Source organism: Stenotrophomonas sp. PS02298 (genome assembly GCF_029959445.1).
In the GTDB taxonomy this organism is placed as follows: domain Bacteria; phylum Pseudomonadota; class Gammaproteobacteria; order Xanthomonadales; family Xanthomonadaceae; genus Stenotrophomonas.
Map to the genome: position 1 here is coordinate 24,094 of NZ_JASCOR010000009.1, position 21,964 is coordinate 46,057.

At 65.5% G+C, this 21,964-nt stretch carries 20 protein-coding genes and 1 other RNA gene; 15 read left to right on the plus strand and 6 right to left on the minus strand.

Going from position 1 to position 21,964, the window contains the following annotated elements; translation table 11 throughout:
• Positions 1-53: 53 nt before the first annotated feature.
• Genes QMX78_RS02830 through QMX78_RS02850 form a run of 5 tightly spaced genes read right to left on the minus strand, consistent with a single transcriptional unit; the run spans position 54 to position 4,678 of the window.
• A complete protein-coding gene (locus QMX78_RS02830; RefSeq protein ID WP_282266344.1) occupies positions 54-1,436 on the minus strand; it encodes an FAD-linked oxidase C-terminal domain-containing protein in 1,383 nt (460 codons plus the stop codon).
• A gap of 19 nt (positions 1,437-1,455) precedes the next feature.
• On the minus strand, positions 1,456-2,028 hold the full coding sequence (locus QMX78_RS02835; RefSeq protein WP_282266345.1) for a TlpA disulfide reductase family protein: 573 nt from the start codon (positions 2,026-2,028) through the stop codon (positions 1,456-1,458).
• A 16-nt stretch (positions 2,029-2,044) separates the two neighbouring features.
• Complete coding sequence (locus QMX78_RS02840) at positions 2,045-2,590, minus strand: metal-dependent hydrolase (RefSeq protein WP_282266346.1); 546 nt, start codon at positions 2,588-2,590, stop codon at positions 2,045-2,047.
• Positions 2,590-2,964 carry a YraN family protein gene (locus QMX78_RS02845; RefSeq protein ID WP_282266347.1) on the minus strand — a complete coding sequence of 125 codons (375 nt, stop codon included), beginning with the start codon at positions 2,962-2,964 and terminating at the stop codon, positions 2,590-2,592. The genes QMX78_RS02840 and QMX78_RS02845 overlap by 1 nt, the downstream gene beginning before the upstream one ends.
• Positions 2,954-4,678, minus strand: coding sequence for a penicillin-binding protein activator (locus QMX78_RS02850; protein ID WP_282266349.1), 1,725 nt, complete (start codon positions 4,676-4,678; stop codon positions 2,954-2,956). The genes QMX78_RS02845 and QMX78_RS02850 overlap by 11 nt, the downstream gene beginning before the upstream one ends.
• A gap of 82 nt (positions 4,679-4,760) precedes the next feature.
• Here QMX78_RS02850 and rsmI point away from each other — a divergent pair, with 82 nt between their 5' ends.
• The 3 genes from rsmI (at position 4,761) to rnpB (ending at position 6,735) form a co-directional block, all read left to right on the plus strand.
• Positions 4,761-5,597 carry a 16S rRNA (cytidine(1402)-2'-O)-methyltransferase gene (rsmI, locus tag QMX78_RS02855; protein WP_282266351.1) on the plus strand — a complete coding sequence of 279 codons (837 nt, stop codon included), beginning with the start codon at positions 4,761-4,763 and terminating at the stop codon, positions 5,595-5,597.
• Entirely contained in the window at positions 5,575-6,339 is a 765-nt protein-coding gene (locus tag QMX78_RS02860; protein WP_282266353.1) for a hypothetical protein, read from the plus strand. Before rsmI ends, QMX78_RS02860 begins: the two co-directional genes overlap by 23 nt.
• 45 nt (positions 6,340-6,384) lie before the next feature.
• Positions 6,385-6,735, plus strand: an RNA gene (rnpB, locus tag QMX78_RS02865) — RNase P RNA component class A.
• A 557-nt stretch (positions 6,736-7,292) separates the two neighbouring features.
• Here rnpB and QMX78_RS02870 read toward each other — a convergent pair.
• Entirely contained in the window at positions 7,293-8,069 is a 777-nt protein-coding gene (locus QMX78_RS02870; protein WP_282266354.1) for an NRDE family protein, read from the minus strand.
• A gap of 328 nt (positions 8,070-8,397) precedes the next feature.
• Between QMX78_RS02870 and mraZ the strand changes: the two genes are divergently transcribed.
• From mraZ to ftsA, 12 genes are all read left to right on the plus strand, one after another.
• Positions 8,398-8,844, plus strand: coding sequence for a division/cell wall cluster transcriptional repressor MraZ (gene mraZ, locus QMX78_RS02875; RefSeq protein ID WP_282266355.1), 447 nt, complete (start codon positions 8,398-8,400; stop codon positions 8,842-8,844).
• A gap of 14 nt (positions 8,845-8,858) precedes the next feature.
• Positions 8,859-9,827 carry a 16S rRNA (cytosine(1402)-N(4))-methyltransferase RsmH gene (rsmH, locus tag QMX78_RS02880; RefSeq protein ID WP_282266385.1) on the plus strand — a complete coding sequence of 323 codons (969 nt, stop codon included), beginning with the start codon at positions 8,859-8,861 and terminating at the stop codon, positions 9,825-9,827.
• Entirely contained in the window at positions 9,824-10,087 is a 264-nt protein-coding gene (gene ftsL / locus QMX78_RS02885) for a cell division protein FtsL (RefSeq protein WP_282266357.1), read from the plus strand. The genes rsmH and ftsL overlap by 4 nt, the downstream gene beginning before the upstream one ends.
• The gene (locus QMX78_RS02890) at positions 10,084-11,946 is read left to right on the plus strand and encodes a penicillin-binding protein 2 (RefSeq protein ID WP_282266359.1); all 1,863 of its coding nucleotides are present in this window, start codon (positions 10,084-10,086) and stop codon (positions 11,944-11,946) included. The genes ftsL and QMX78_RS02890 overlap by 4 nt, the downstream gene beginning before the upstream one ends.
• A gap of 8 nt (positions 11,947-11,954) precedes the next feature.
• Positions 11,955-13,430, plus strand: coding sequence for a UDP-N-acetylmuramoyl-L-alanyl-D-glutamate--2,6-diaminopimelate ligase (locus tag QMX78_RS02895; RefSeq protein ID WP_282266361.1), 1,476 nt, complete (start codon positions 11,955-11,957; stop codon positions 13,428-13,430).
• Positions 13,427-14,809 (plus strand): UDP-N-acetylmuramoyl-tripeptide--D-alanyl-D-alanine ligase, encoded by a 1,383-nt coding sequence (gene murF, locus QMX78_RS02900; RefSeq protein ID WP_282266362.1) that lies wholly within the window; start codon positions 13,427-13,429, stop codon positions 14,807-14,809. The genes QMX78_RS02895 and murF overlap by 4 nt, the downstream gene beginning before the upstream one ends.
• Positions 14,799-15,884: a phospho-N-acetylmuramoyl-pentapeptide-transferase gene (gene mraY / locus QMX78_RS02905; protein WP_282266363.1), complete on the plus strand. Its 1,086-nt coding sequence runs from the start codon at positions 14,799-14,801 to the stop codon at positions 15,882-15,884. Before murF ends, mraY begins: the two co-directional genes overlap by 11 nt.
• Positions 15,884-17,203, plus strand: coding sequence for a putative lipid II flippase FtsW (gene ftsW / locus QMX78_RS02910; protein WP_282266364.1), 1,320 nt, complete (start codon positions 15,884-15,886; stop codon positions 17,201-17,203). Before mraY ends, ftsW begins: the two co-directional genes overlap by 1 nt.
• The gene (murG, locus tag QMX78_RS02915) at positions 17,203-18,300 is read left to right on the plus strand and encodes an undecaprenyldiphospho-muramoylpentapeptide beta-N-acetylglucosaminyltransferase (protein ID WP_282266366.1); all 1,098 of its coding nucleotides are present in this window, start codon (positions 17,203-17,205) and stop codon (positions 18,298-18,300) included. Before ftsW ends, murG begins: the two co-directional genes overlap by 1 nt.
• Positions 18,301-18,343: 43 nt before the next feature.
• Positions 18,344-19,780, plus strand: a complete 1,437-nt coding sequence (gene murC / locus QMX78_RS02920; RefSeq protein ID WP_282266368.1) for a UDP-N-acetylmuramate--L-alanine ligase — start codon at positions 18,344-18,346, stop codon at positions 19,778-19,780.
• Between the two features lie 91 nt (positions 19,781-19,871).
• Positions 19,872-20,600, plus strand: coding sequence for a cell division protein FtsQ/DivIB (locus tag QMX78_RS02925; protein ID WP_282266370.1), 729 nt, complete (start codon positions 19,872-19,874; stop codon positions 20,598-20,600).
• A complete protein-coding gene (ftsA, locus tag QMX78_RS02930) occupies positions 20,597-21,832 on the plus strand; it encodes a cell division protein FtsA (protein ID WP_282266374.1) in 1,236 nt (411 codons plus the stop codon). Before QMX78_RS02925 ends, ftsA begins: the two co-directional genes overlap by 4 nt.
• Positions 21,833-21,964: the final 132 nt, after the last annotated feature.

The window sequence follows — 21,964 nt, forward strand, 5'->3', positions numbered from 1 at the left end:
GCGCGCTTGTAAAGCCCCTGCCGAGCATGGCTCGGCACTACAGCCAGCCGTGCCTACGCCTCCGGCAACACCTTGCCCGGATTGAGGATGCCGCCCGGGTCCAGTGCCTGCTTGATCGCGCGCATCGTCGCCAGGGTGCCTGCTGAAAATGCCTGCGCCATGAAATCGCGCTTGGCCAGGCCAATCCCGTGCTCACCCGACAAAGTGCCGCCCAGCTGCAGCGCCAATGCAAATACCTTGGGCAGGGCCGCATGTGCGCGCGCATTCTCGTCCGCATCATCCGGGTGATAGAGGATGTTGACGTGCAGGTTGCCGTTGCCGGCATGGCCGAAGGTGACGATCGGCAGCTGGGCCTGTTCGGAGAGCCGCTGCACGCCTTCCACCAGCGCCGGGATCTGCGACACCGGCACCACCACATCTTCGTTGATCTTGCCTGGCGCAATGGTTTTCAGTGCCGGCGACAGGGCGCGGCGTGCCGCCCACAGCTTGTCGCGCGCGCTGCCATCGGTGGCAACATCCAGCGCCAGCATGCCGTCGCCTTCAGCCGCCTCGGCCAAGGCATTCAACAGGTAGGGCAGGGTGTCTTCATCACCGTCTGCATCGATCAGCAGCATCGCGCCGGCTTCGGGCACCTGCGCACCGTTGTGACGCAGCAGCTGCAGGCTGCGGGCGTCCATGAATTCCAGCGTGGTCGGCGTCACCGGTTGTGCCATCACCCGCGATACGGCAGCGGCAGCCGCTTCAGCATCGCGGTACAGCACGCGCAGGCCAGCCTGGCTGCGCGGGCGAGGGGTCAGCTTGAGTGTGGCTTCGACGATCAGCGCCAGCGTACCTTCGCTGCCAACCAGCAGATGGGTGAGGTCGTAGCCGGTGGAATCCTTGGTGTAGGGGCCACCGCACTGGATCAACTCACCGGTGCCGGTGACCGCGACCAGGCCAAGTACGTTGTCGCGGCTGGTGCCGTACTTCACCGCGCGCGGGCCGCCAGCATTGCAGGCCAGGTTGCCGCCGATGCTGCATATATCCGCACTGGAAGGATCCGGCGGCCAGAACAGGCCGTGCGGCATCAGTGCCTGTTGCAGATCGCCGTTGAGTACGCCGGGTTCGACCACCGCGCAGCGATCGCCGGGTTGTATCGCAACGATGCGGTTCATGCGCGCGAACGACAGCACGATGCTGCCAGCCGTGGGTACCGCAGCGCCGGTGGTGCCGGTGCCGGTGCCGCGACCGACCAGGGGCACGCCGTGTTCACGGCAGGCGCGGACGATGGCTTGAACCTGTTCGCGTGTGCTTGGCAGGGCCACGCCTTGTGGCAAGGCATGGCGCCAGGAGTTGTCCTGCGCATGGGCTGCGAGCGAGGTGGCGTCGGTGCGCCAGCCGTCGCCCAGCAGCTGTGCCAGGGTGTACTTGAATGCGTCGGAAAGGGCGATGTTCACCCGCCCATTCTAGGCCGTGTCATCCGCCGCTGCCGGTCTTGGTGTTCTGCGCTGGCCGCGTGCGTACATGTTCGGGCAGCAGGGCCAGCACCTGCTCCAGGATCCCCGGCAACGACGCTTCCGAATAGCCGCGATGGACGGCGCTGATGCGGCCATCCTGGTCCAGCACGAACATCAGGGGGATGGCCTTCACCCCATAGGCCTCGGCGGCCTTGCCCTTGCTGTCGAGTACGTATTCCAGATCCAGCTTCCTGTTGCGGCGTGCAAAGTTCACCACCTGCGCGCGCGGTTCGTCCCAGTTCACTGCGATGACCTCCAGCGCGTCCTTGCCAACCACGCTCTGCAGGTGCGCCAGCACGGGTAGTTCGCGCATGCAGGGGCCACACCAGCTCGCCCAGAAGGTCATGATGACCACCTTGCCGCGACGTTGCTGCAAGTCGACCAGTTCGCCAGGCAGGTTCTTGCCAAGTGCGATCGAGGGCGGGAACTCGCCGGCGGCAGGAACTCCAGCGGCGGCGAATGATGGGATGGACAGCAGCAACAGGCAGCAGGACAACAGCAGTCTTGAAGACCGCAGCAGGCGGTAGCGCATGGTTTCCCCGGGTGGCTCAGTCGTCGGCGCGGCGGCGCCAACCCTGCGGCGATTGAACCATCTTCCAGCCGATCACCGCCACCAGCAACGGCAGCCATACCCAGCGCAGCTCCGACAGCACCGTCTGCAAGCCGCGCGCGCTGAAGAAGTTGTTGGCGAACGGCGATACGCGGATGGGCCGCCACGGGGCGAACAGGCGCTGGTCACTCCATGGCCACCACAGCGCGACACCGAGGCCGCCGGAGGTCAGGGCGTCCAACAACGGATGCGACAACGCGCAGATGAAGACGAATGCAAACGCCTGCAGGCGGCTCGCACGCAGTGCCTTGGCAAAGGCAATGGCCAGGGCCGCCAATAGCGTGGCGAACAACAGCGAGTGGCTGGCACCGCGATGACCAAAGCTGTCGGCGTAGGGGATATGCAGGGCGAAGGCCAGTACATCGGCATCGGGCAGCATCGCCGCGGCAACGCCCGCGCCAAGCAGGCGCGTGGAAACACGTCCGCGCTCGCTGGCGCACCACAGTGCAAGCGGGATCGCGGCGTGGGTGAATATGCTTGGCATCAGCAGTCGTCGGCGCGGAAGGCGTCGCGTATCCAGTTCAGGCGCGGCGGCTCGCCACTGGCTTCAACCACGTCGAAGCGGCAGGGGCTGTTGGCCAGCGCGGGGTATTGGTTGAGGTAGAGCTGGGCGGCGCGGACCAGCTTGCGACGCTTGCTGGCATCGATGGAGGCAGCGCCGCCACCAAACTGGGCGGAGCGGCGGTAACGTACTTCGACAAAGACCAGGCTGGCTGCTTCGCGGTCGTACATCACCAGATCCAGCTCACCGCCGCGAAACCGCACATTGCTGGCCCGCCACTGCAAGCCAGCGTTCTGCAGCAGTGCACGGGCAGCGGTTTCCACCGCTGCGCCGCGTTCGTTCTGCTCAGCGGCCATCACCGATGGCGACCGGGCGGCCCGTGCTGAAGGTGGACCAGGCCGGGGTGCGCAGCACGTTGCCGAAACCGTCCAGGTGCAGGGTGCCGGTGGCACCGCTGAGGCCGCCGCTGGTACTGTTCGCCAGCTTCTCCATGTAGGCGGTGATCTTCCATGCGTCGTAGCCGAAGGCGAACAGGCGGCTGGCACCACCGCGTGCGGTCGGCAACGTGGCGGCAACTGCCGCCGCGGCCGGCAGGCCGGCAACGCCGCGGCTGCTCCAGGCTTCGGTCGGGAAGGCGATGCCATCCAGGGCAACGTCGTCTTCGGCCTTGCCGGTGCCTGCGGTCAACTGCGAGGTGCCGACACGGCTGACGCCGCCCAATCCGGCCAAGGCCAGCTGCGGCGCCAGCACGCGCGCCTGGTTGCCCTTGACCGCGAGCAGGATCGCGTCGACGCCGGTTGCCTGGCGCAGCTGCGCGGTGATGTCTGCCGGTACGTCGCCGACAGTGATGGTCGCGGCGATCTTGCCGCCGCGCTCACTGAAACGTTCCTTGAAGGCACCGCTGGAACGACGCCCGGCGTCGTCACTGCTGGCGATCACCAGCACATTGCGGCGCTCGCGGCCGAGCAGGTACTCGGCGGCCATCAGGCCGTCGTCTTCCGGGGCCAACGAAAAAGCGGCGTTGCCCGGCGGCGGTGCGTCCTTGCCGCGATTCAGGGCCAGCAGCGGCACCGGCAGCTCGCTGCGGTGGAACAGCGCGTCCACTTCGTCGCGGCCGAGCGGGCCGACAATGAAATCGACGCCGTTGCCGACCGCCTTGTCATAGGCTGCGCCGGCACCGCTGGCGGTGCCCTTGGTGTCGATGAAGTCGATCGACGGGCGGCGACGGCTCTCGCCGTAGTAAGCGGCCAGCAGCCCGTCACGGACCGATGCACCGGCGGCAGCGAGGTTGCCGCTGAGCGGCAACAGCACCGCCATCTTCACCGGCGGCCGGTAGCCGTCGGCATCGGCGGCCGGGCGCTTGCTGGTATCCAGTTGCGAGGCGGTATCGCGGTCGAACGGACGCGGCAGCGGCAGGCCGCGGCCGATCAGGGCGCGCCCTGCGTGGTTGTAAAGCGGATCACCGACCGGCAGCGCGGCGGCGCGGCTGCTCAGGGTGGCGTCGTTCAGGCCGGCCAACAGGCGGGTGATGGCACGCTGGTTGTCGTTGCGTGCCGTGCCGCTGAGCTGGGTGCCGGCGCGGGCGCGTTCGGCAGCTGCGGCGAAGGCGTCGCCGGTGGCTTCCAGCGCCTGCGCGCGGGCCAGGTACCAACGTGCCTGCAGTGGCGCCGACAGTGCTGCCGGATTCTCGGTCAGTACCTGCAGCACGGTGGCCGGCTGCTTGTCGCCCAACGCCAGCTCGGCCTGCAGCAGGTTGAAGCGCTGGCGGGTGGCACCGGACAGCTGGCGCTGCTGCACCTGTGCCATCAGCATGCGCGCACGCGCGCTGTCACCGGCTTCCTGCCAGGCAAAGGCGGCATCGGCCAGCAAGGGGCTCTTGGCGCCGCCGCGTACCAGTGCGGCCTGCGCTTCCAGTTGCTGTGCGGCGTCGCGCGGTTTGCCTTGTTCAAGCAGGGCAATGGCGGCCTGCTGGGCGGGGGAGCTGGTCGGCGCTACGCTGGTGGTGGCGCAGCCGACGAACAGCAGCATCGACAATGACAGGGCGGAAATCCGTGCGGCTGGCTTGTTCATTTGAGGTCCGTTCGACAGGGCGCGGCAGTGCCGGGCGGGGGAAACGGTACGATTCTACCCTTGGCCCACGGAAATACCGATGATGAGTACTGCTGCTGCCACCTTGTATGTCGTTGCCACGCCGATCGGCAACCTTGGCGATCTGAGCCCGCGTGCACAGGAGGTGCTGCGTTCAGTGGCCGCCATCTGCGCGGAAGACACCCGTCATACCGGTCAGTTGCTCTCGCATTTCGGCATCAGCAAACCCTTGGTGGCGCTGCATGATCACAACGAAGAGGCGATGGCCGAGCGCGTTGTGGCGCGCCTGCTGGGCGGTGAGTCGTTGGCGGTGGTCAGTGATGCCGGCACGCCGCTGGTCAGCGACCCGGGCTTCCGTCTGGTGCGCGCGGCGCGAGCAGCCGGGGTCAAGGTCAGCCCAGTCCCAGGCGCCTGCGCGGCAATTGCCGCCCTGAGTGTGGCCGGATTGCCCAGTGATCGCTTTGTGTTTGAAGGCTTCCTGCCGGCCAAGGGCGCGGCCCGACGCGAGCGCCTGAACAAGCTGGCGGCCGAGACCGGTACTTTGGTGTTCTATGAGTCCTCGCACCGCATCGCCGAATCGCTGACTGACATGGCGGCGGCCTTTGGTGGTGAACGTCAGGCGGTGGTGGCGCGCGAATTGACCAAGCTGTTCGAAACCGTGCTCGATGGCAGCCTGGAGCAACTGCTGGCCAAGGTGCTGGCCGACGACAACCAGCGCAAGGGCGAGTTCGTGGTGATGGTGCAGGGCGCCGGCGACGATGAAGAAGCCAAGATCGCCGAAGGCCGCCGTCTATACGCCAAATTGAACGAGCACCTGCCACCTTCCACTGCCGCCAAGCTGGCGGCCGAACTGAGCGGCGCGCCGCGCAAGGCTTTGTATGGACAGGGCAGCAACGACTGAGGCGATGTGGGCGGCGGCCGATGCTGCCAGCCTGCGCCAGCAACTGGACCTGCGCGAGCACCCGCTAGCGGGCGGCACTGGCGGCGAGATCAAGACCCAGCGCGAGCGCTGGATGATGGTGCGCTGGTTGACCGCCTGGGCGTCGGAGCTGGTCTATCCGCTGCGGGTGAGCAAGCGCGAAAGCCCGGATTTCATGTTGGACACCGGTAATGACCGGGTCGGCGTGGAATGCATGGAAGTGGTGCCTGAGGCCTTCAAGCAGGTGCAGGCCAAGTTGAACGGCATCAATTCCGGCTGGGTGCGGCCGGTGCCGCAGCATCGCGCCGAAGAGGCACGTGCCGAATGGGATAGCCCGCTGCTGCGGCAGTTGTTGGCTGACACCTATGAAGGTAGTCCATGGGCGGGCGATGAGCCTGAGCGGCTGTGGGTGGAAGTGATGCGCTGGGCGGTGGAGAAGAAGCGCCAGGTCCTGCACAAACCGGGCTATGCGCGGCAATCGCGCAATGTGTTGTTGCTGTACGACAACTGGCCGTTGCCGGCGGTGGCTTTCGTCGAAGATGCCGATCCTGCAGTGCTGCGCGGCTGGGCTCTGGCGGCCCTGGATGAATTGTCTCGGCAGTTGCTGGGCAGCGGCGCGCATGCGGACTTCCAGCAGATCGACATCCTGCATGAAGGCTGGCTGCTGTCATTCACGGATGTAGGCGTGCGACCGCTGCGTTACCAACTGCTTGCAGCTGAATGAAATGATCGGCCGGTGGTGCACCGGACGTGCGATAATGCGCACGGCGGAGTCGGCCAGACAGTCGCGTCATTCTTTCGAGAATGCCGAGGAAAGTCCGGGCTCCACAGGGCAAGGTGCCAGGTAACGCCTGGGCGGCGCAAGCCGACGGAAAGTGCAACAGGAAGATACCGCCGAACGGCCTTCGGGCGCGTGGTAAGGGTGAAATGGTGCGGTAAGAGCGCACCGCGAGTCTGGTAACAGACCGGCACGGCAAACCCCACCTGGAGCAAGACCAAATAGGGACCTAATGGCGTGGCCCGCGTCGGGTCCGGGTAGGTTGCTTGAGCGTTACGGTGACGTAGCGCCTAGAGGAATGACTGTCCACGACAAAACCCGGCTTATCGGCCGGCTCCGCCGCTTTTTCTGCCCGCCGGGCAGAAAAAGCCCCAAAGTTTTGCGTGGCAAAACTTTGGGCCCCAGGCCTTTAGCCTTCCAATTCCCCGCGCCTGTCGGCGCGCCCCCTTTACTAAAGGGGGCTGTTGCTCTTCGGATTTTTTGTTTGGCTCGCTGCGGATCGTGGTGGGGGAAGTGCGGCTGTAGCTTTTGTGGCTGTGGCTGTGGCTGTGGCTGTGGCTGTGGCTCTTTCTCTTGCTCTGCTTTCGGTTCCAGCTCTGGCCCTGATTGTGGTTGTGGCTCTTGGCTCTGGCTTTGGCTTTGGCTGTTGCTGTTGCCGTGGCTTTGGCTTTGGCCGTTGCTCCTGCCTTGCTGTTTTCTTTCCCTTCTCCCGCTTGCGGGGGAAGGTGCCCGGAGGGCGGATGGGGGAGTTTTTGATCTTGCTTTCGCTGTGGGCCAAAGCCAAAGCCAAGGCCAAAGCCAAAGCCAAAGCCAAAGCCAAAGCCAAAGCACCCCTCCCTAGCCCTCCCCTTCGCCTGCGGCGAAAGGGAGGGGATCAAACTGCGGCGAAAGGGAGGGAACTAGGAGCCAAAATCTTCTTCTCCAATCTCCATGCGTGTCTCCCCCAGATACACACCATCCGGGCCGAAACGGCGTTCGTGGATGAAACCGCTGCCATCCTGGCCGATCGCCACGATGGTGCTGGCGCGGGTGCCGTAGTCGGTTCCGCGTATGAAGGCGCTCGATAGCAATCGCTCCAACTCCAGTGGAACGCCGGTAGATGGCAACTGGGCGTCCTGCGCCTGCTGCTCATCGGCCAGCGCCGCCCAGAGCGGCTCCAGACCGTCACTACCGGCGGCCAACCAATCCTCAAGTACGCCCATCAAGCGCCGGGTCTTGGGCCAGGGGGCATCCAATGCGCCGTTCGACATGCCGTGCACGCCTGGCGCCAGATCCTGCCGGGCCTGCGGGTGGTTGCCGAGATAGCTGCAGCTTTCAGCGTCGGCGACCAATAGATTGAACGGTGCGAACTCCTGCGCCCGGCTGGCCAGTGTGTCGGCATAGTCCGTGGCCGCCTGTCCGCCAGCCAGGTAGCTGGCGATCAGTTCGCCACGCGAAGGCCCACCTGTCGCTGCGCTCGGGTCACGCACATTGGTGACCACGGCGGCTTGCCCGTACACATTCACCCCCACCCAGCTGCCGCCGGAACGCAGGTCGCGTCCGGCGATCACGTTGTCATGGGGCGATGGCCAGCGCTGCAACGGCGCGGTGGGGCGGACGTGGAACTCGTCACGGTTGCCGGCCATGAGCAGACGCCAATGCGGGTGGGTTTTCCAGGCGAGGGCGACAAGGCACATGCACGGAGTGTGCCGTTTTGCGCGGGTGTCGGCCACGTGCGGCTGAATGGCGGCTGGGCTGCGGCCCCGTTTTCACGCAGCCTCTACACCACTGAATTTCATACAAATCTCAAAATTTGAGGTAAACCAGTAACTTGTGGATAAACCTTGAACAACTCTCTAAAGATTGGTGCAAGCCATTGATGCGGCACGTGATTTTGTGTGGTGAAAGTTGTTGACAACCCTAGGCTCGCTGCTAAGGTGGGCATCAGAGGGAAAACCGGGTTTTTTGTGGTTTTTCGTGGTTCAATGACTTCCCAAGCAAAACGAACGAACGGGTGCCGCAGGCGTGTTCCAGGGTGAGACTGCCATCACGGTTGACGACAAAGGACGCATGGCGGTTCCAACCGCTTATCGCGACCTGGTTGCGCGCGCCAGTGGTAATCGCCTTGTGCTGACCTACAACCCGTTCGAAGCCGGTTGCCTGTGGTTGTACTCAGAGCAGGAGTGGGAGCGGGTGCGGGACGACGTAATGGCAAAGCCCAATACCCAGCGCGTAGTGCGCACCCTGCAGCAGAAGCTTGTCGGCTCGGCCGCCCATCTGGAACTGGATGGCAATGGCCGTATCAGCCTGCCGTCCAGTCACCGCAGCGCGGTGGGCATCGAGAAGAAAGCAGTGCTGATGGGCATGGGGGACAAGTTCGAATTGTGGAGCGAGCAAGCGCATCGCGCACTGATCCAGCAGACGTTGTCTGACGAGGATCTGGGCGATGGGCTTCTCGATCTGAAGTTGTGAGCCGGGGTGCCCGGGTGCGCGGTGAAGCGCAGGCCGGTCACCCTCCGGTGTCGCAGCTGCCGGCGGCTCACCTGCCGGTGCTGTACACCCAGGTCCTTGATGGCCTGAGGGTGATCGAAAACGGTACTTATCTGGATGGCACGTTCGGTCGTGGCGGTCACGCTGGTGGCGTGCTGCGCCAACTCGGCGCGGACGGACGCCTGCTGGTGATGGACAAGGACCCCGAGGCCATTGCCGTGGCCGAGCGCGATTTCGCGCCGGACGGCCGTGTGGCCATCTATCGCGGCAGCTTTGCCGATCTGCTGGACTGGAGCGAAACCGCTGCCGGTCTGGATGGCGTTCTGTTCGACCTGGGCGTGTCCTCGCCGCAACTGGACGTGGCGGAGCGTGGTTTCAGCTTCGGCAAGGACGGCCCGCTGGACATGCGCATGGACCCGGACTCTGGTGAAAGCGCTGCGCAGTGGTTGAACCGCGCCGAAGATCGCGAAATCGCCGACGTGCTGTTCACTTACGGTGACGAGCGCCAGAGCCGCCGTATTGCCCGCGCCATCGTTGCCCGGCGCGAGAAGCAGCCGTTCACGCGTACCGCTGAGCTGGCCGAGCTGATCGCCTCGGTGATGCCGCGTGGCAAGGACAAGATCCATCCGGCCACGCGCAGCTTCCAGGCCATCCGCATCCACATCAACCGCGAGCTGGCCGATCTTGAAGCCGGTCTGGACGCAGCGATGGCGCGGCTCAAGCCCGGTGGCCGGCTGGCGGTGATCAGCTTCCACTCGCTGGAAGACCGCATCGTCAAGCAGTTCATGAACCGCCATGCCAAGGCGCCGCCGACCAATCGCCGGCTGCCGGAACTGCAGGCCTTCGTGCCGACGCTGGAACTGATCGGCGGCGCCATCAAGGCCGACGACGACGAGCTGGCGATGAATCCGCGCTCGCGCAGCGCCGTGCTGCGCGTGGCCCAGAAGTGCGAGGTGGCCGGATGAGCCGCCTGCTGTTGATCGTCCTGCTGGCGTGCACGATTGCCTCGGCAATCGGCGTGGTGTTCATGCGCCATCGCCACCGCCAGTTGTTCGTGGAGCTGTCCAAGCTGGAACACGCGCGCGACGAGATCAACATCGAGTTCGGCCGTCTGCAGCTGGAACAGGCAACCCTGGCCCAGGCCACGCGCGTGGACCAGGAGGCCCGTGGCCGCCTCGGCATGAAGTTCCCCGAGGCCGCTGACATCGTGGTGATCCGGCCATGAACAAGCCCAGCCGCAACCGTACCCGCACGCAGTTCAACCTGCGTAACCGCATGCTGATGGTTGGCGTGGGGCTGGGTCTGTGTGCGGTGACGCTGGTCGGCCGTGCCGCGTATGTGCAGTTGATCAACAACGATTTCTACCAGCGCGAAGGCGAAGCCCGCTTCCTGCGCGATGTGCCGATCCCGACCTCGCGCGGCATGATCACCGACCGCAACGGTGAGCCGGTGGCGGTGTCCACACCGGTGGCATCGATCTGGGTCAATCCGCAGGAACTGCTGCGCACGCCCGAGCGTATTCCCGAGCTGGCGCGCGCGCTGTCGCTGCCGGTGGACGAGCTGACCACCAAGCTGACCCAGAAGGCCGACAAGGAATTCATGTACCTGCGCCGCCGGATCAATCCGGACGTGGCCGAGCAGGTGGTCGCGCTGAAGATTCCGGGCGTGTTCTCGCAGCGCGAGTTCCGTCGCTATTACCCGCAGGGTGAGGCGATGGCGCATGTGCTGGGCTTCACCAATATCGATGATCTTGGCCAGGAAGGGCTGGAGCTGGCCTTCGACGAATGGCTGCGCGGCAAGCCGGGCGCCAAGCGCGTCATCCGCGACCGCAAAGGCGCGATCGTCGAGAGCATTGATCTGGTGCGTCCTGCTGAACCCGGCAAGGACCTGACCCTGAGCATCGACCGCCGCATCCAGTTCCTGGCGATGCGCGAGCTGCGCAATGCGGTCACCACCAACAAGGCGGCTGGTGGTTCCATCGTGATCATGGACGTGGCCACCGGCGAAGTGATGGCCATGGCCAACCTGCCGACCTACAACCCGAATTCGATCAGTGGTGCGACCCCGGACACGCGCCGCAACCGCGCCGTCACCGATCTGGTCGAACCCGGTTCGACGATGAAGCCGCTGACCATCGCCACTGCGTTGCAGAACCACGTGGTGACGCCGGACACGATCATCGACACCAATCCGGGTTACATGTCGCTGGGCCGTTACACCATCCGCGACGTGCCGCGTAACAACGGTGTGCTGAATGTCACCGGCGTGATTACCCGCAGCTCGAACATCGGCGCGGCCAAGATCGTGGCGCGTATCCCGGACCAGACCTTCTATGACTCGGTGCGTGGCTTCGGCTACGGCGTTGCCCCGAACAGTGGCTTCCCCGGCGAATCTGCCGGCGTTGTCGCGCGCCCGGGCAGCCCGAGCTGGTATGGCACCACCAAGACCACCATGTCCTACGGCTACGGCCTGTCGGTGACGCCGCTGCAGATCGCGCAGGCGTACTCGGCGCTGGCCAATGGCGGGCAGGTGATCCAGCCGACCTTCATCAAGGGCCAGCGCAACGAAGCGCGCCAGGTAATCGATCCGGAAGTGGCGCGCGAAGTCGTGCGCATGATGGAGACCGTGGTCACCAACGGTGGTGCCAAGCAGGCAGCCATCCTCGGTTACCACGTCGCCGGCAAGACCGGTACCGCGCGCAAGAACGGCCCCAATGGTTACGAGCGCGGCCACTACAACCTGCTGTTCGCGGGTGTGGTGCCGGCAACCAACCCGCGCTACGCCGCGGTGATCGTGGTCAACGATCCGCAGGGCTCGCTGCAGTACGGTGGCCTGGTCTCCGCCCCGGTCTTCCATCACGTGATGGAAGGCACGCTGCGCTTGATGGACGTGCCGCCGGACGACATCCAGTCGTGGCTGGCCGCGCAGGCCGCAGGCAAGGTGGGTGGCAAGCCGGGTAGCAGTGCTGCGCCGCTGCCGATTCCGCAGGACCCGGACGAGGCGCCGAACGCCACGGCCGAATTTGATGCCGCACTGCCGACGGCCGTCGCTCCGACGCCTGCCGCCACGGAGGTGCGCCAGTGAGCCACACAATGAAGTTGTCACAGCTGCTGCCGGATCTGGTCCTGTCACAGGACCCGCAGATCGGCGGTCTGGTTCTGGATTCACGGCATGTACGGGCCGGTGATGCGTTCGTCGCAATCGCCGGTTTTGGTGCGCATGGGCTGGGCTTTGTCGAGCAGGCCAAGGCCGCCGGCGCTGCCGCAATCCTGTTCGACCCGCCGGCTCCGGCCGAATTGCCGGCACCGGCCGATGCCATCGCCGTACCTGGTCTGCGTACGCGCATGGGCGCGATGGCCGACCAGTTCCACGGCCAGCCGTCGCGGGCGATGACCATGGTCGGCGTCACCGGTACCAACGGCAAGACTTCGACCGTGCAGCTGCTCGGCCAGGCCTGGCATCTGCTGGGCACGCCCAGCGGCTCGATCGGTACCTTGGGTGTTGGCCTGTACGGCGATGTGGTGCCGACCGGCTTCACCACGCCGCTGGTGCTGCAGATGCATGAAGTGCTGGCACAGCTGCGCGATGGCGGTGCCAAGGCGGTGGCGATGGAAGTCAGCTCGCACGCGCTGGACCAGGGCCGCGTCGATGCCGTGCATTACGACGTGGCGGTGTTCACCAACCTCACCCGTGACCATCTCGATTACCACGGCGACATGGAAGCGTACGGCGCGGCCAAGGCCAAGCTGTTCCACCGTCCGGGCTTGAAGGCTGCGGCGATCAATCTGGACGACGCCTTCGGCCGTGAACTGATCACCACGCTGGCAGCCGATGTGCAGGCCATCGGCCTGAGCTCGACCGGCCAGGCTGGCGCCACCATCCGCGCCGAGAAGCTGGTGCTGGACGGGCAGGGCCTGGGTTTCGATCTGGTCATCGGCGATGAACGCCACCCACTGCGCTCGCCGCTGCTGGGCCGCTTCAACGTCGACAACCAGCTGGCCGTGGCCGGTGCGCTGCATGGTCTGGGCGAAACCAGCGCCAGTATCGCCAAGGTGCTGGGCCAGCTGCAGCCGATCCGCGGCCGCATGAACCGTCTTGGCGGTCAGGGCGAGCCGACCGTGGTCATCGATTACGCACACACCCCCGATGCACTTGAACAGGCGCTGCGCAGCCTGCACGGCCATCTGGATGGTCGTCTGCTGTGCGTGTTTGGTTGCGGTGGCGAGCGCGACACCGGCAAGCGCCCGCAGATGGCGGCGATTGCCGAGGAATTGGCCGACGCGGTGTTCGTCACTGACGACAATCCACGCGGCGAGAATGGTGACGTGATCGTCGCCGACATCATGGCCGGCTTTGTGACGCCTGCGCAGGTGAACGTGGTGCGCGATCGCGCCCGCGCCATCGACGCCGCGGTCGCACAGGCAGGGGCCGGCGACATCGTGTTGATTGCCGGCAAGGGCCATGAGCCCTACCAGGAGATTGCAGGTATCAAACATCCTTTCGATGACACCGACGTGGCATCGCGCGCGCTGCAGGCACGCAGGACCAATGGCGAGGTGCACGCATGAAGCGCACGCCACTGTCGCTGATCGCGCATTGGGCCGGCGGTGAAATCCACGGCGACGACGCCAGCATCGATGCGGTCAGCAATGACACGCGCACGCTGGCGGCGGGCAGCCTGTACGTCGCCCTGCGCGGTGAGCGCTTCGATGGCCACGACTTTGCCGCCAACGCGGTCGAGCAGGGCGCCAGCGCCTTGCTGGTGGAGCGCCTGCTACCGCTGGAAGTACCGCAGATCGTGGTTGCCAACACCGAGCTGGCGCTGGCGAAGATTGCCGCAGCGATGCAGCAGCAGCGCGCTACCCGCGTGTTCGCCATCACCGGCAGCAACGGCAAGACCAGCGTGAAGAACCTGCTACTGGCCGTCATGCAGCACGCCGCTGCGGTGCTGGGCCAGCATGTGTATGCCACGCCGGGCAACCGCAACAATGAGATCGGCCTGCCGCTGGCGGTGATCGACGCGCCGGAAGATGCCGACTTCGCCATCTACGAGATGGGTACCGGCAAGCCGGGCGATATCGCCTACCTGACTGCCATCGCCGCGCCGGACGTGTCCATCGTCAACAACGTCGCCCCGGCACATCTGGAGCGCATGGGCAGCCTGCTGGAGATCGCCAACACCAAGGCAGCCGTCTATGACGACCTGCGCGATGGCGGTGTTGCGGTGGTCAACGCCGACGATGCGTTCTCGCCGTACTTCGCTGCCCGCGCTGGCAGCCACCGGGTGATCCGCTTCGGCCTGGATGTCAGCGCCGACGTCACTGCGACCGGCATCGCGCTGGACGAGGCTGGTTCCCGTTTCCAGCTGCGTACGCCGCAAGGCGATGCCGAGGTGGTGCTGCAGCTGCCGGGCCGGCACAACGTACTCAATGCATTGGCTGCCGCCTCGATGGCGTTGGCCGCTGGTATTGCGCTGCCGCTGGTGGTCGCTGGCTTGGCGCAGGCGCGCCCGGTTGCTGGTCGCCAGGTGGCGCACGTGCTGGACAACGGCGCAGTGTTGATCGATGACAGCTACAACGCCAACCCGGGCTCACTGGCAGCGGCGATCACCGCGCTGGCCGCGGGCAAGGGCGAAGGCTGGCTGGTGCTGGGCGATATGCGTGAGCTGGGCCCGGACGCACAGGCGCTGCATGCGCAGTCCGGCCAGCGCGCCCGCGAAGCCGGGCTGAAGCGCCTGTACACGCTGGGCCCGCTGAGCGCAGCGGCATCGGCGGCATTCGGCGACGGCGGGCGTCATTTCGACTCCCACGCCGCGTTGGCCGCCGCACTGGAAACCGAACTTCATGCTGGTGTGCGTTGCCTGGTCAAGGGCTCGCGCGGCAGCGCCATGGACAAGATCGTGACCGCGCTGTTGAAGCGCGGCGAGGACACTACACATGTTGCTTGAATTGGCCCGTTGGCTGCAGCAGTTGGACGGCCTGTTCCGGTTGTTCAACTACATCACCTTCCGCGGCATCCTCGCCGCGCTGACGGCATTGTCGCTGTCATTGTGGTTGGGCCCGATGGCGATCCGTCGCCTGGCCCAGCTCAAGGGCGGCCAGCCGATCCGCAAGGACGGCCCGCAGTCGCACTTCTCCAAGGCCGGCACGCCGACCATGGGCGGTGGCTTGATCCTGACCACGGTGCTGGTCTCGGTGCTGCTGTGGGGTGACCTGCGCAACCGTTATGTGTGGCTGGTGCTGGTGGTGATGCTGTGCTTCGGTGCGATCGGCTGGTACGACGACTGGTTGAAGATCGCCAAGCGCGACCCGAACGGCCTGAAGTCGCGCTGGAAGTACCTGCTGCAGTCGATCTTCGGCCTGGCGGCTGGTCTGTTCCTGTACAAGACCGCGGTGGTGCCGGCTGAGCTCACCTTCTACATCCCGATGTTCAAGTCGATTGCGCTGCCGCTGGCAGGCATCAGCTTCGTCGCGATTGCCTACTTCTGGATTGTCGGCTTCTCCAATGCGGTCAACCTGACCGATGGTCTGGACGGTCTGGCGATCATGCCGACAGTGCTGGTGGCATGTGCACTGGGCGTGTTCGCTTATGCCTCGGGCAACGCGGTGTTCTCCAGCTACCTGCAGATCCCGCAGATTCCCGGTGCCGGTGAACTGGTCATCATCTGCGCGGCGATTGCCGGCGCGGGCCTAGGCTTCCTCTGGTTCAACACCTACCCGGCCATGGTGTTCATGGGCGACGTCGGCGCGCTGGCGCTGGGCGCGGTGCTCGGCACCATCGCGGTGATCGTGCGCCAGGAACTGGTGCTGGTGATCATGGGCGGTGTGTTCGTGATCGAAACCCTGTCGGTGATGATCCAGGTGGCGTCGTTCAAGCTCACCGGCAAGCGCGTGTTCCGCATGGCGCCGATCCATCACCACTTCGAGCTGAAGGGCTGGCCGGAGCCGCGCGTGATCGTGCGCTTCTGGATCATCTCGGTGGTGCTGGTGCTGATCGGCCTGGCAACGCTAAAGGTGCGCTGATGGACGACTACTCGCGTCAGGCAACCCGACTTGAAGCCATTGGTGGCAGCTACGACAAGTGGCTGCTTGGCGCCGCCGTGGCGCTGGCTTCGATCGGGGTCGTGATGGTGGCTTCCAGCTCCATCGCGCTGACGCAGAGTCCGTTCTATTACCTCACCCGCCACCTGATCTTCATCGCCATCGGCGTGGTCCTGGCTGGCGTGACGATGCGGGTGGAACTGAAGGAAATCGAGAAGTACAACCAGCTGCTGTTGCTGGGCTGCTTCGCCCTGCTGATCGTGGTGTTCGTGCCGGGCCTGGGCAGCAGCGTCAACGGCGCGCAGCGCTGGATCAACCTTGGTATCTCCAAATTCCAGACCGTGGAAGCGGTCAAGGTGCTGTACATCGTCTGGCTGTCCAGCTACCTGGTGCGCTTCCGCGATGAGGTCAATGCCACCTGGCAGGCCATGCTCAAGCCGGTCGGTGTGGTCGGCGTGCTGGTCGTGCTGCTGCTGATGCAGCCCGACTTTGGTTCGTCGATGCTGTTGTTGGGCATCACCACCTGCATGCTGGTGCTGGGCGGCGCGCAGATCAAGCGCATCATCCTGCCGGTGCTGCTGCTGTTGCCGGGCCTGATCGCGCTGGTGATCTTCGAACCCTACCGCATGCGCCGCGTTACCTCGTTCATGGATCCGTGGCAGGACCAGCTGGGTTCGGGTTACCAGCTGTCCAATGCGCTGATGGCGATCGGCCGTGGCGAGTGGACCGGCGTGGGCCTGGGTGCATCGATCCAGAAGCTCAACTATCTGCCCGAGTCACATACCGACTTCATTTTCTCGGTGATCGCCGAGGAGTTGGGCTTCCTTGGCGTGTGCGGCATCATCAGCCTGTACGTGCTGCTGGTCGGCCGCGCGTTCTGGCTGGGCATGCGCTGCATTGAAATGCGTCGCCACTTTGCCGGTTACATCGCCTTCGGCATCGCCCTTTGGATCAGCCTGCAGACCTTCGTCTCGATCGGCGTGAACCTGGGCATGCTGCCGACCAAAGGCCTGACCCTGCCGCTGATTTCCTCCGGCGGCTCCAGTGTGATGATGACCTGCGTTGCGATGGGCCTGCTGCTGCGCGTGTCCTACGAATACAACCGTGCAGTGCGTCGCCAGGAAGTCCGCGAGGACCTCGAAGGTGCCGAGCCGGATGTTGCCGAGGCGCACGACGGCGCACCGGCTGAGCCGCGTACGGAAGCCGCCAGTGCGGTTGCTGCGGCAATGCAGAGCAGTGCTGCACGCGGCACCAGTCGCATGCAGCAGCGCGTCGAGCCTACCTTCGGGAGGATCGCGTAATGGCCTCCTCGAACACCAACAAGGACCAGCGTCCGGTGATGATCATGGCCGGTGGTACCGGTGGCCATATTTTCCCCGGCCTGGCCGTGGCCAAGGTGCTGCGCGAGCGCGGCATCCCGGTCACCTGGCTGGGTGCCGATGGCGCGATGGAAACCCGTCTGGTACCGCAGCACGACATCCATGTCGACACGCTGGCCATCTCCGGCCTGCGCGGCAAGGGCAAGCTGGCCTTGCTGGGTGCGCCGATCCGGGTGATGCGTGCGATCCGTGGCGCAGGTTACGTGCTGCGTGATCGCAAGCCGCGTGCAGTCGTCGCCTTTGGTGGCTTTGCGTCGGGTCCCGGTGGCATTGCCGCGCGCCTGCATGGCCTGCCGCTGCTGGTACACGAACAGAACCGTGCGCCGGGCATGACCAACCGCATCCTGTCGCGCTTCGCGCGCCGCGTGCTGTCGGGCTTCCCGGGCAGCTTTGCCGGCGGCAAGGAAGAAGTGGTCGGCAATCCGGTGCGTGCCGAGATCGCTGCGTTGCCGGCGCCCGAGCAGCGTCTGGCCGGTCGCAGTGGCCCGATGCGGGTGCTGGTCCTGGGCGGCAGCCAGGGCGCACGCGCCCTGAACAACGCCATGCCCAAAGCCGTGGCCGCGCTGGGCGACAGCGTCGCCATCGAGGTCTGGCACCAGTGCGGTGAGAAGCTGCACGAAGAAGCGCTGCAGGCCTACCGCGCTGCCGGTGTGGAAGGCCGCGTCGACATGTTCATCAAGGACATGGCGGCCGCCTACAGCTGGGCTGATCTGGTGGTGTGCCGTTCCGGTGCGTCGACCCTGGCAGAGTTGTGCGCGGTCGGCATCGGCAGCGTGCTGGTGCCGTTCGCCGCTGCGGTCGACGACCACCAGACCCGCAATGCCGAGTATCTGGTCGAACGTGGTGCCGCCGAACTGCTCAAGCAGGACGACGCATTGGCAACCAACCTGGAAGGCGTGCTGCGCACGCTGGCAAACACTCCCGGCCACCGCATGCAGATGGCGCAAGCCGCGCGTGGGTTGGCCAAGGTCGATGCGGCCGAACGCATCGCAGACATCATTCTTGAGGAAGCAGCATGAACACGGCACCGCGCACCCGCGCCAGCCACACCGGAGGCCTGGCATGATCCGCCGCCTCAACGACACCACCGACCTGGTCCGCGCGTTTCCGCGCGTGCATTTCGTCGGCATCGGCGGCACCGGCATGAGCGGCATCGCCGAAGTGATGCTGACCCTGGGCTATGAAGTCTCCGGTTCCGACAATGCCGACAACGCAGCCACACGCCGACTGGCGCGGCTGGGCGCGCGCGTGATGCGCGGTCACTCCGCTGCCAACGTGCTGGGCACTGACTGCATCGTGGTTTCCAGTGCCATCCGCGAAGACAACCCCGAGCTGATGGAAGCGCGCAGCCAGCGCATTCCTATCATGCCGCGCGCGGCGATGTTGGCCGAGTTGATGCGTTTCCGTCGCGGCATCGCCGTCGCCGGTACCCACGGCAAGACCACCACCACCTCGTTGACCGCAGCGATCCTGAGCGAAGGCAAGCTGGACCCGACCTTCGTTATTGGTGGCCAGCTGCTGGCGGCCGGTGCCAACGCCAAGCTCGGCGGTGGCCAGTGGCTGGTGGCCGAGGCCGATGAAAGCGACGGCAGCTTCCTGCGCCTGAACCCGCTGGTCGCGGTGATCACCAACATCGACGCCGACCATCTTGAGAACTACGGCAACGACTTCGCCCGTGTGCAGGCAGCGTTCGCCGAGTTCCTGCAGCGCCTGCCGTTCTACGGTCTGGCGGTGCTGTGCATCGATGATCCGGAAGTGGCTGCTTTGGCTGCCAAGACCCCGCGTCACGTGATGAGCTATGGCCTGAGCAGCAATGCCGACGTGCGCGCCGAGGACGTGGTGCAGGATGGCCCGCGCATGCGCTTCACCCTGCGCCTGCCGGAAGGCACCAGCGTGCCGGTCACCCTGGCACTGCCGGGCAAGCACAACGTGCTCAATGCACTGGCCGCCGCCGCGGTGGCCTGGCAGTTGGGCGTGGCACCGGAAGATATCGCCTCGGCGCTGGAGAAGTTCGAAGGCGTTGGCCGTCGCTTCAACGACCTGGGCGAAGTCACCACACACAAGGGTGCCAAGGTGCGCGTGATCGATGACTACGGTCATCACCCGCGTGAGCTGGAAGCAGTGTTTGCCGCTGCCCGTGGCGGTTGGCCGGACAAGCGTCTGGTGGTGGCCTTCCAGCCACACCGTTACAGCCGCACCCGCGATCAGTTCGATGCTTTTGCAGCGGTGCTGTCGGAAGTGGACGCGCTGGTGCTGAGCGAGGTCTATCCAGCCGGCGAAGCACCGATTCCCGGTGCCGATTCCAAGTCGTTGGCGCGCGCTATCCGTGCCCGCGGCCGCAGCGAGCCGGTGGTGGTCGGTCATGCCGCTGACCTGGGCTCGGTGCTGCCGGACGTACTGCAGGACGGCGATCTGCTGCTGATGATGGGTGCCGGCGACATCGGCGGCGTTGCCCAGCAGGTGATCACCGAAGGTTTCAAGGAGACCAAGGGCGAATGATGTCTGTCGCGCTGCCGCCGAGCCATACCCACGCAACCGCACTGCGGGCTGCGACGGTGGCCTGCGGCCGCGCTGCAGGGGAGGGCGCACGATGAATGCCATCCTGCGCATGCTCGCCTGGCTGCTGGCCATCGCCCTGGTGGTGCTGCCGGTGGTCGCGGTGGTCAACGGTTGGGTCGGCGCCGAGCGCTGGCCGCTGGCCAAGCTGCGCGTGCACGGTGAGTTCAAGCGGGTGCCGGCGGAAGATCTGCAGAAAACCCTGCTTCCGTATGCGCGCTCGGGCTTCTTCGCGGTGAAGTTGCAGGACGCGCAGGCGGCGGTTGAGAAGCTGCCTTGGGTGGAAAGCGCGCAGGTCCGCAAGAAGTGGCCGGATGTGCTGGAAGTGAGCATCGTCGAGCACCGTCCGTTTGCACGCTGGGGCAAGGATCGCCTGCTGTCCGAACAGGGGCGCCTGTTCGCGGTGCCGCACGGCCTGGAGAACGCGCCGCTGCCCGAACTCGATGGCCCCGATGGCATGACCACCGAAGTCGTCGAGCTGTACAACGATTCGCGCGCACTGTTCGCACCGGCCGGTGTGGACGTACGCAAAGTCGCGATGGACGCGCGCGGCAGCTGGTCACTGGGGCTGGACAACGGCACCGAGGTGATCATCGGACGCAATGATGCACGCTCGCGACTGAGCCGTTTCGTGCGCGTGCTGCCGCAGTTGACCCGCACCCAGGTGCCGATCGTGCGCGCCGACCTCCGCTATACCAATGGATTCACGCTGAGCTGGGGAACCCCGCCGCCGGCAACAAAGCAGACGCAGGACAGGACATGAACCGCAAGGGTGACAAATCACTGATCGTTGGCCTGGATATCGGCACCTCCAAGGTGGTGGCGTTGGTCGGCGAGTACTCGCCGGGCAGCCCGATCGAGGTCATCGGCATCGGCTCGCACGAATCGCGCGGCCTCAAGCGCGGCGTGGTGGTGGATATTGAATCCACCGTGCAGTCGATCCAGCGCGCCATCGAGGAAGCCGAGCTGATGGCCGGCTGCGAGATCCGTTCGGTGTATGCCTCGATCTCCGGCAATCACGTGCAGTGCCGCAATTCGCAGGGCATCACCCCGATCCGCGAAGGCGAAGTGAGCTGGGGCGATCTGGATCGCGTGCTGGAAGCGGCCAAGGCCGTGGCCATCCCCGCCGACCAGAAGATCCTGCATGCGATCCCGCGCGAGTACGTGCTGGACGATTCGCAGGAAGGCATCCGCAATCCGGTCGGCATGACCGGCGTGCGCCTGGAGGTGCACGCGCACCTGGTGGTGTGCGCACAGTCTGCCGCCGCAAACGTCAGCAAGTGCGTGCAGCGCTGCGGCCTGCAGGTGGACGATCTGGTGTTGTCCTCGCTGGCCTCCAGCGTTGCGGTGCTGACCGCCGACGAGCGCGAGCTCGGCGTGGTGATGGTCGACATCGGCGCCGGCACCACCGACATCGCGGTGTTCGTGCAGGGCGCGATCTGCCATACCGCATCGCTGCCGATTGCCGGTGACCACGTCACCAACGACATTGCCCACATGCTGCGCACGCCGACCCCGGAAGCGGAGCAGATCAAGGTGCGCTACGCCTGTGCGCTGGCGCAGATGGCAACCGCCGAGGAAAGCATCCAGGTGCCGTCGGTCGGCGATCGTCCGCCACGTCGGATGCCGCGTCATTCGCTGGCGCAGGCAGTGCAGGGCCGTTACGAGGAAATCTTCGAGATGGTGCAGGCCGAACTGCGCCGCTCCGGCTTCGAGGAAATGGTGCGCGCGGGCCTGGTGCTCAGCGGCGGCGCTTCGAAGATGGAAGGCGTGGTCGAGTTGGCCGAGGAAATGCTGCAGATGCCGGTACGCGTTGGCATTCCGCAGCACGTCACCGGCCTTGGTGAAGTAGTCGGCAACCCGGTGCATGCCACCGGCGTGGGCCTGCTGCTGATGGGCAGCCAGATCGAACACCCACGGCGTCCGTCGCTGCCCACCGGGCGCGCCGGCAGCATGTTCAACAAATTGAAGAATTGGTTCCGCGGCGAGTTCTGAGCGCGGGACCGGTGGTAGGGCAGTGAGGCAGTCAGAAGGGCAAGCAGTAAGGCAAGACGAAGTGCAGTAACGCAGTCATTGAAGCAAGCAACAACCACCGTGCAGGGGCAACCCGAAGCGGTACACCTAAAA

What these genes read in the sequence shown, in the direction of transcription:
- QMX78_RS02835 (WP_282266345.1), bottom strand. Translation starts at nt 2,028, where the DNA reads ATGCGCTACCGCCTGCTGCGGTCTTCAAGACTGCTGTTGTCCTGCTGC.
- QMX78_RS02840 (WP_282266346.1), bottom strand. Translation starts at nt 2,590, where the DNA reads ATGCCAAGCATATTCACCCACGCCGCGATCCCGCTTGCACTGTGGTGC.
- QMX78_RS02845 (WP_282266347.1), bottom strand. Translation starts at nt 2,964, where the DNA reads ATGGCCGCTGAGCAGAACGAACGCGGCGCAGCGGTGGAAACCGCTGCC.
- QMX78_RS02850 (WP_282266349.1), bottom strand. Translation starts at nt 4,678, where the DNA reads ATGAACAAGCCAGCCGCACGGATTTCCGCCCTGTCATTGTCGATGCTG.
- rsmI (WP_282266351.1), top strand. Translation starts at nt 4,761, where the DNA reads ATGAGTACTGCTGCTGCCACCTTGTATGTCGTTGCCACGCCGATCGGC.
- QMX78_RS02860 (WP_282266353.1), top strand. Translation starts at nt 5,575, where the DNA reads ATGGACAGGGCAGCAACGACTGAGGCGATGTGGGCGGCGGCCGATGCT.
- QMX78_RS02870 (WP_282266354.1), bottom strand. Translation starts at nt 8,069, where the DNA reads ATGTGCCTTGTCGCCCTCGCCTGGAAAACCCACCCGCATTGGCGTCTG.
- ftsL (WP_282266357.1), top strand. Translation starts at nt 9,824, where the DNA reads ATGAGCCGCCTGCTGTTGATCGTCCTGCTGGCGTGCACGATTGCCTCG.
- QMX78_RS02890 (WP_282266359.1), top strand. Translation starts at nt 10,084, where the DNA reads ATGAACAAGCCCAGCCGCAACCGTACCCGCACGCAGTTCAACCTGCGT.
- QMX78_RS02895 (WP_282266361.1), top strand. Translation starts at nt 11,955, where the DNA reads ATGAAGTTGTCACAGCTGCTGCCGGATCTGGTCCTGTCACAGGACCCG.
- murF (WP_282266362.1), top strand. Translation starts at nt 13,427, where the DNA reads ATGAAGCGCACGCCACTGTCGCTGATCGCGCATTGGGCCGGCGGTGAA.
- mraY (WP_282266363.1), top strand. Translation starts at nt 14,799, where the DNA reads ATGTTGCTTGAATTGGCCCGTTGGCTGCAGCAGTTGGACGGCCTGTTC.
- ftsW (WP_282266364.1), top strand. Translation starts at nt 15,884, where the DNA reads ATGGACGACTACTCGCGTCAGGCAACCCGACTTGAAGCCATTGGTGGC.
- murG (WP_282266366.1), top strand. Translation starts at nt 17,203, where the DNA reads ATGGCCTCCTCGAACACCAACAAGGACCAGCGTCCGGTGATGATCATG.
- murC (WP_282266368.1), top strand. Translation starts at nt 18,344, where the DNA reads ATGATCCGCCGCCTCAACGACACCACCGACCTGGTCCGCGCGTTTCCG.
- QMX78_RS02925 (WP_282266370.1), top strand. Translation starts at nt 19,872, where the DNA reads ATGAATGCCATCCTGCGCATGCTCGCCTGGCTGCTGGCCATCGCCCTG.
- ftsA (WP_282266374.1), top strand. Translation starts at nt 20,597, where the DNA reads ATGAACCGCAAGGGTGACAAATCACTGATCGTTGGCCTGGATATCGGC.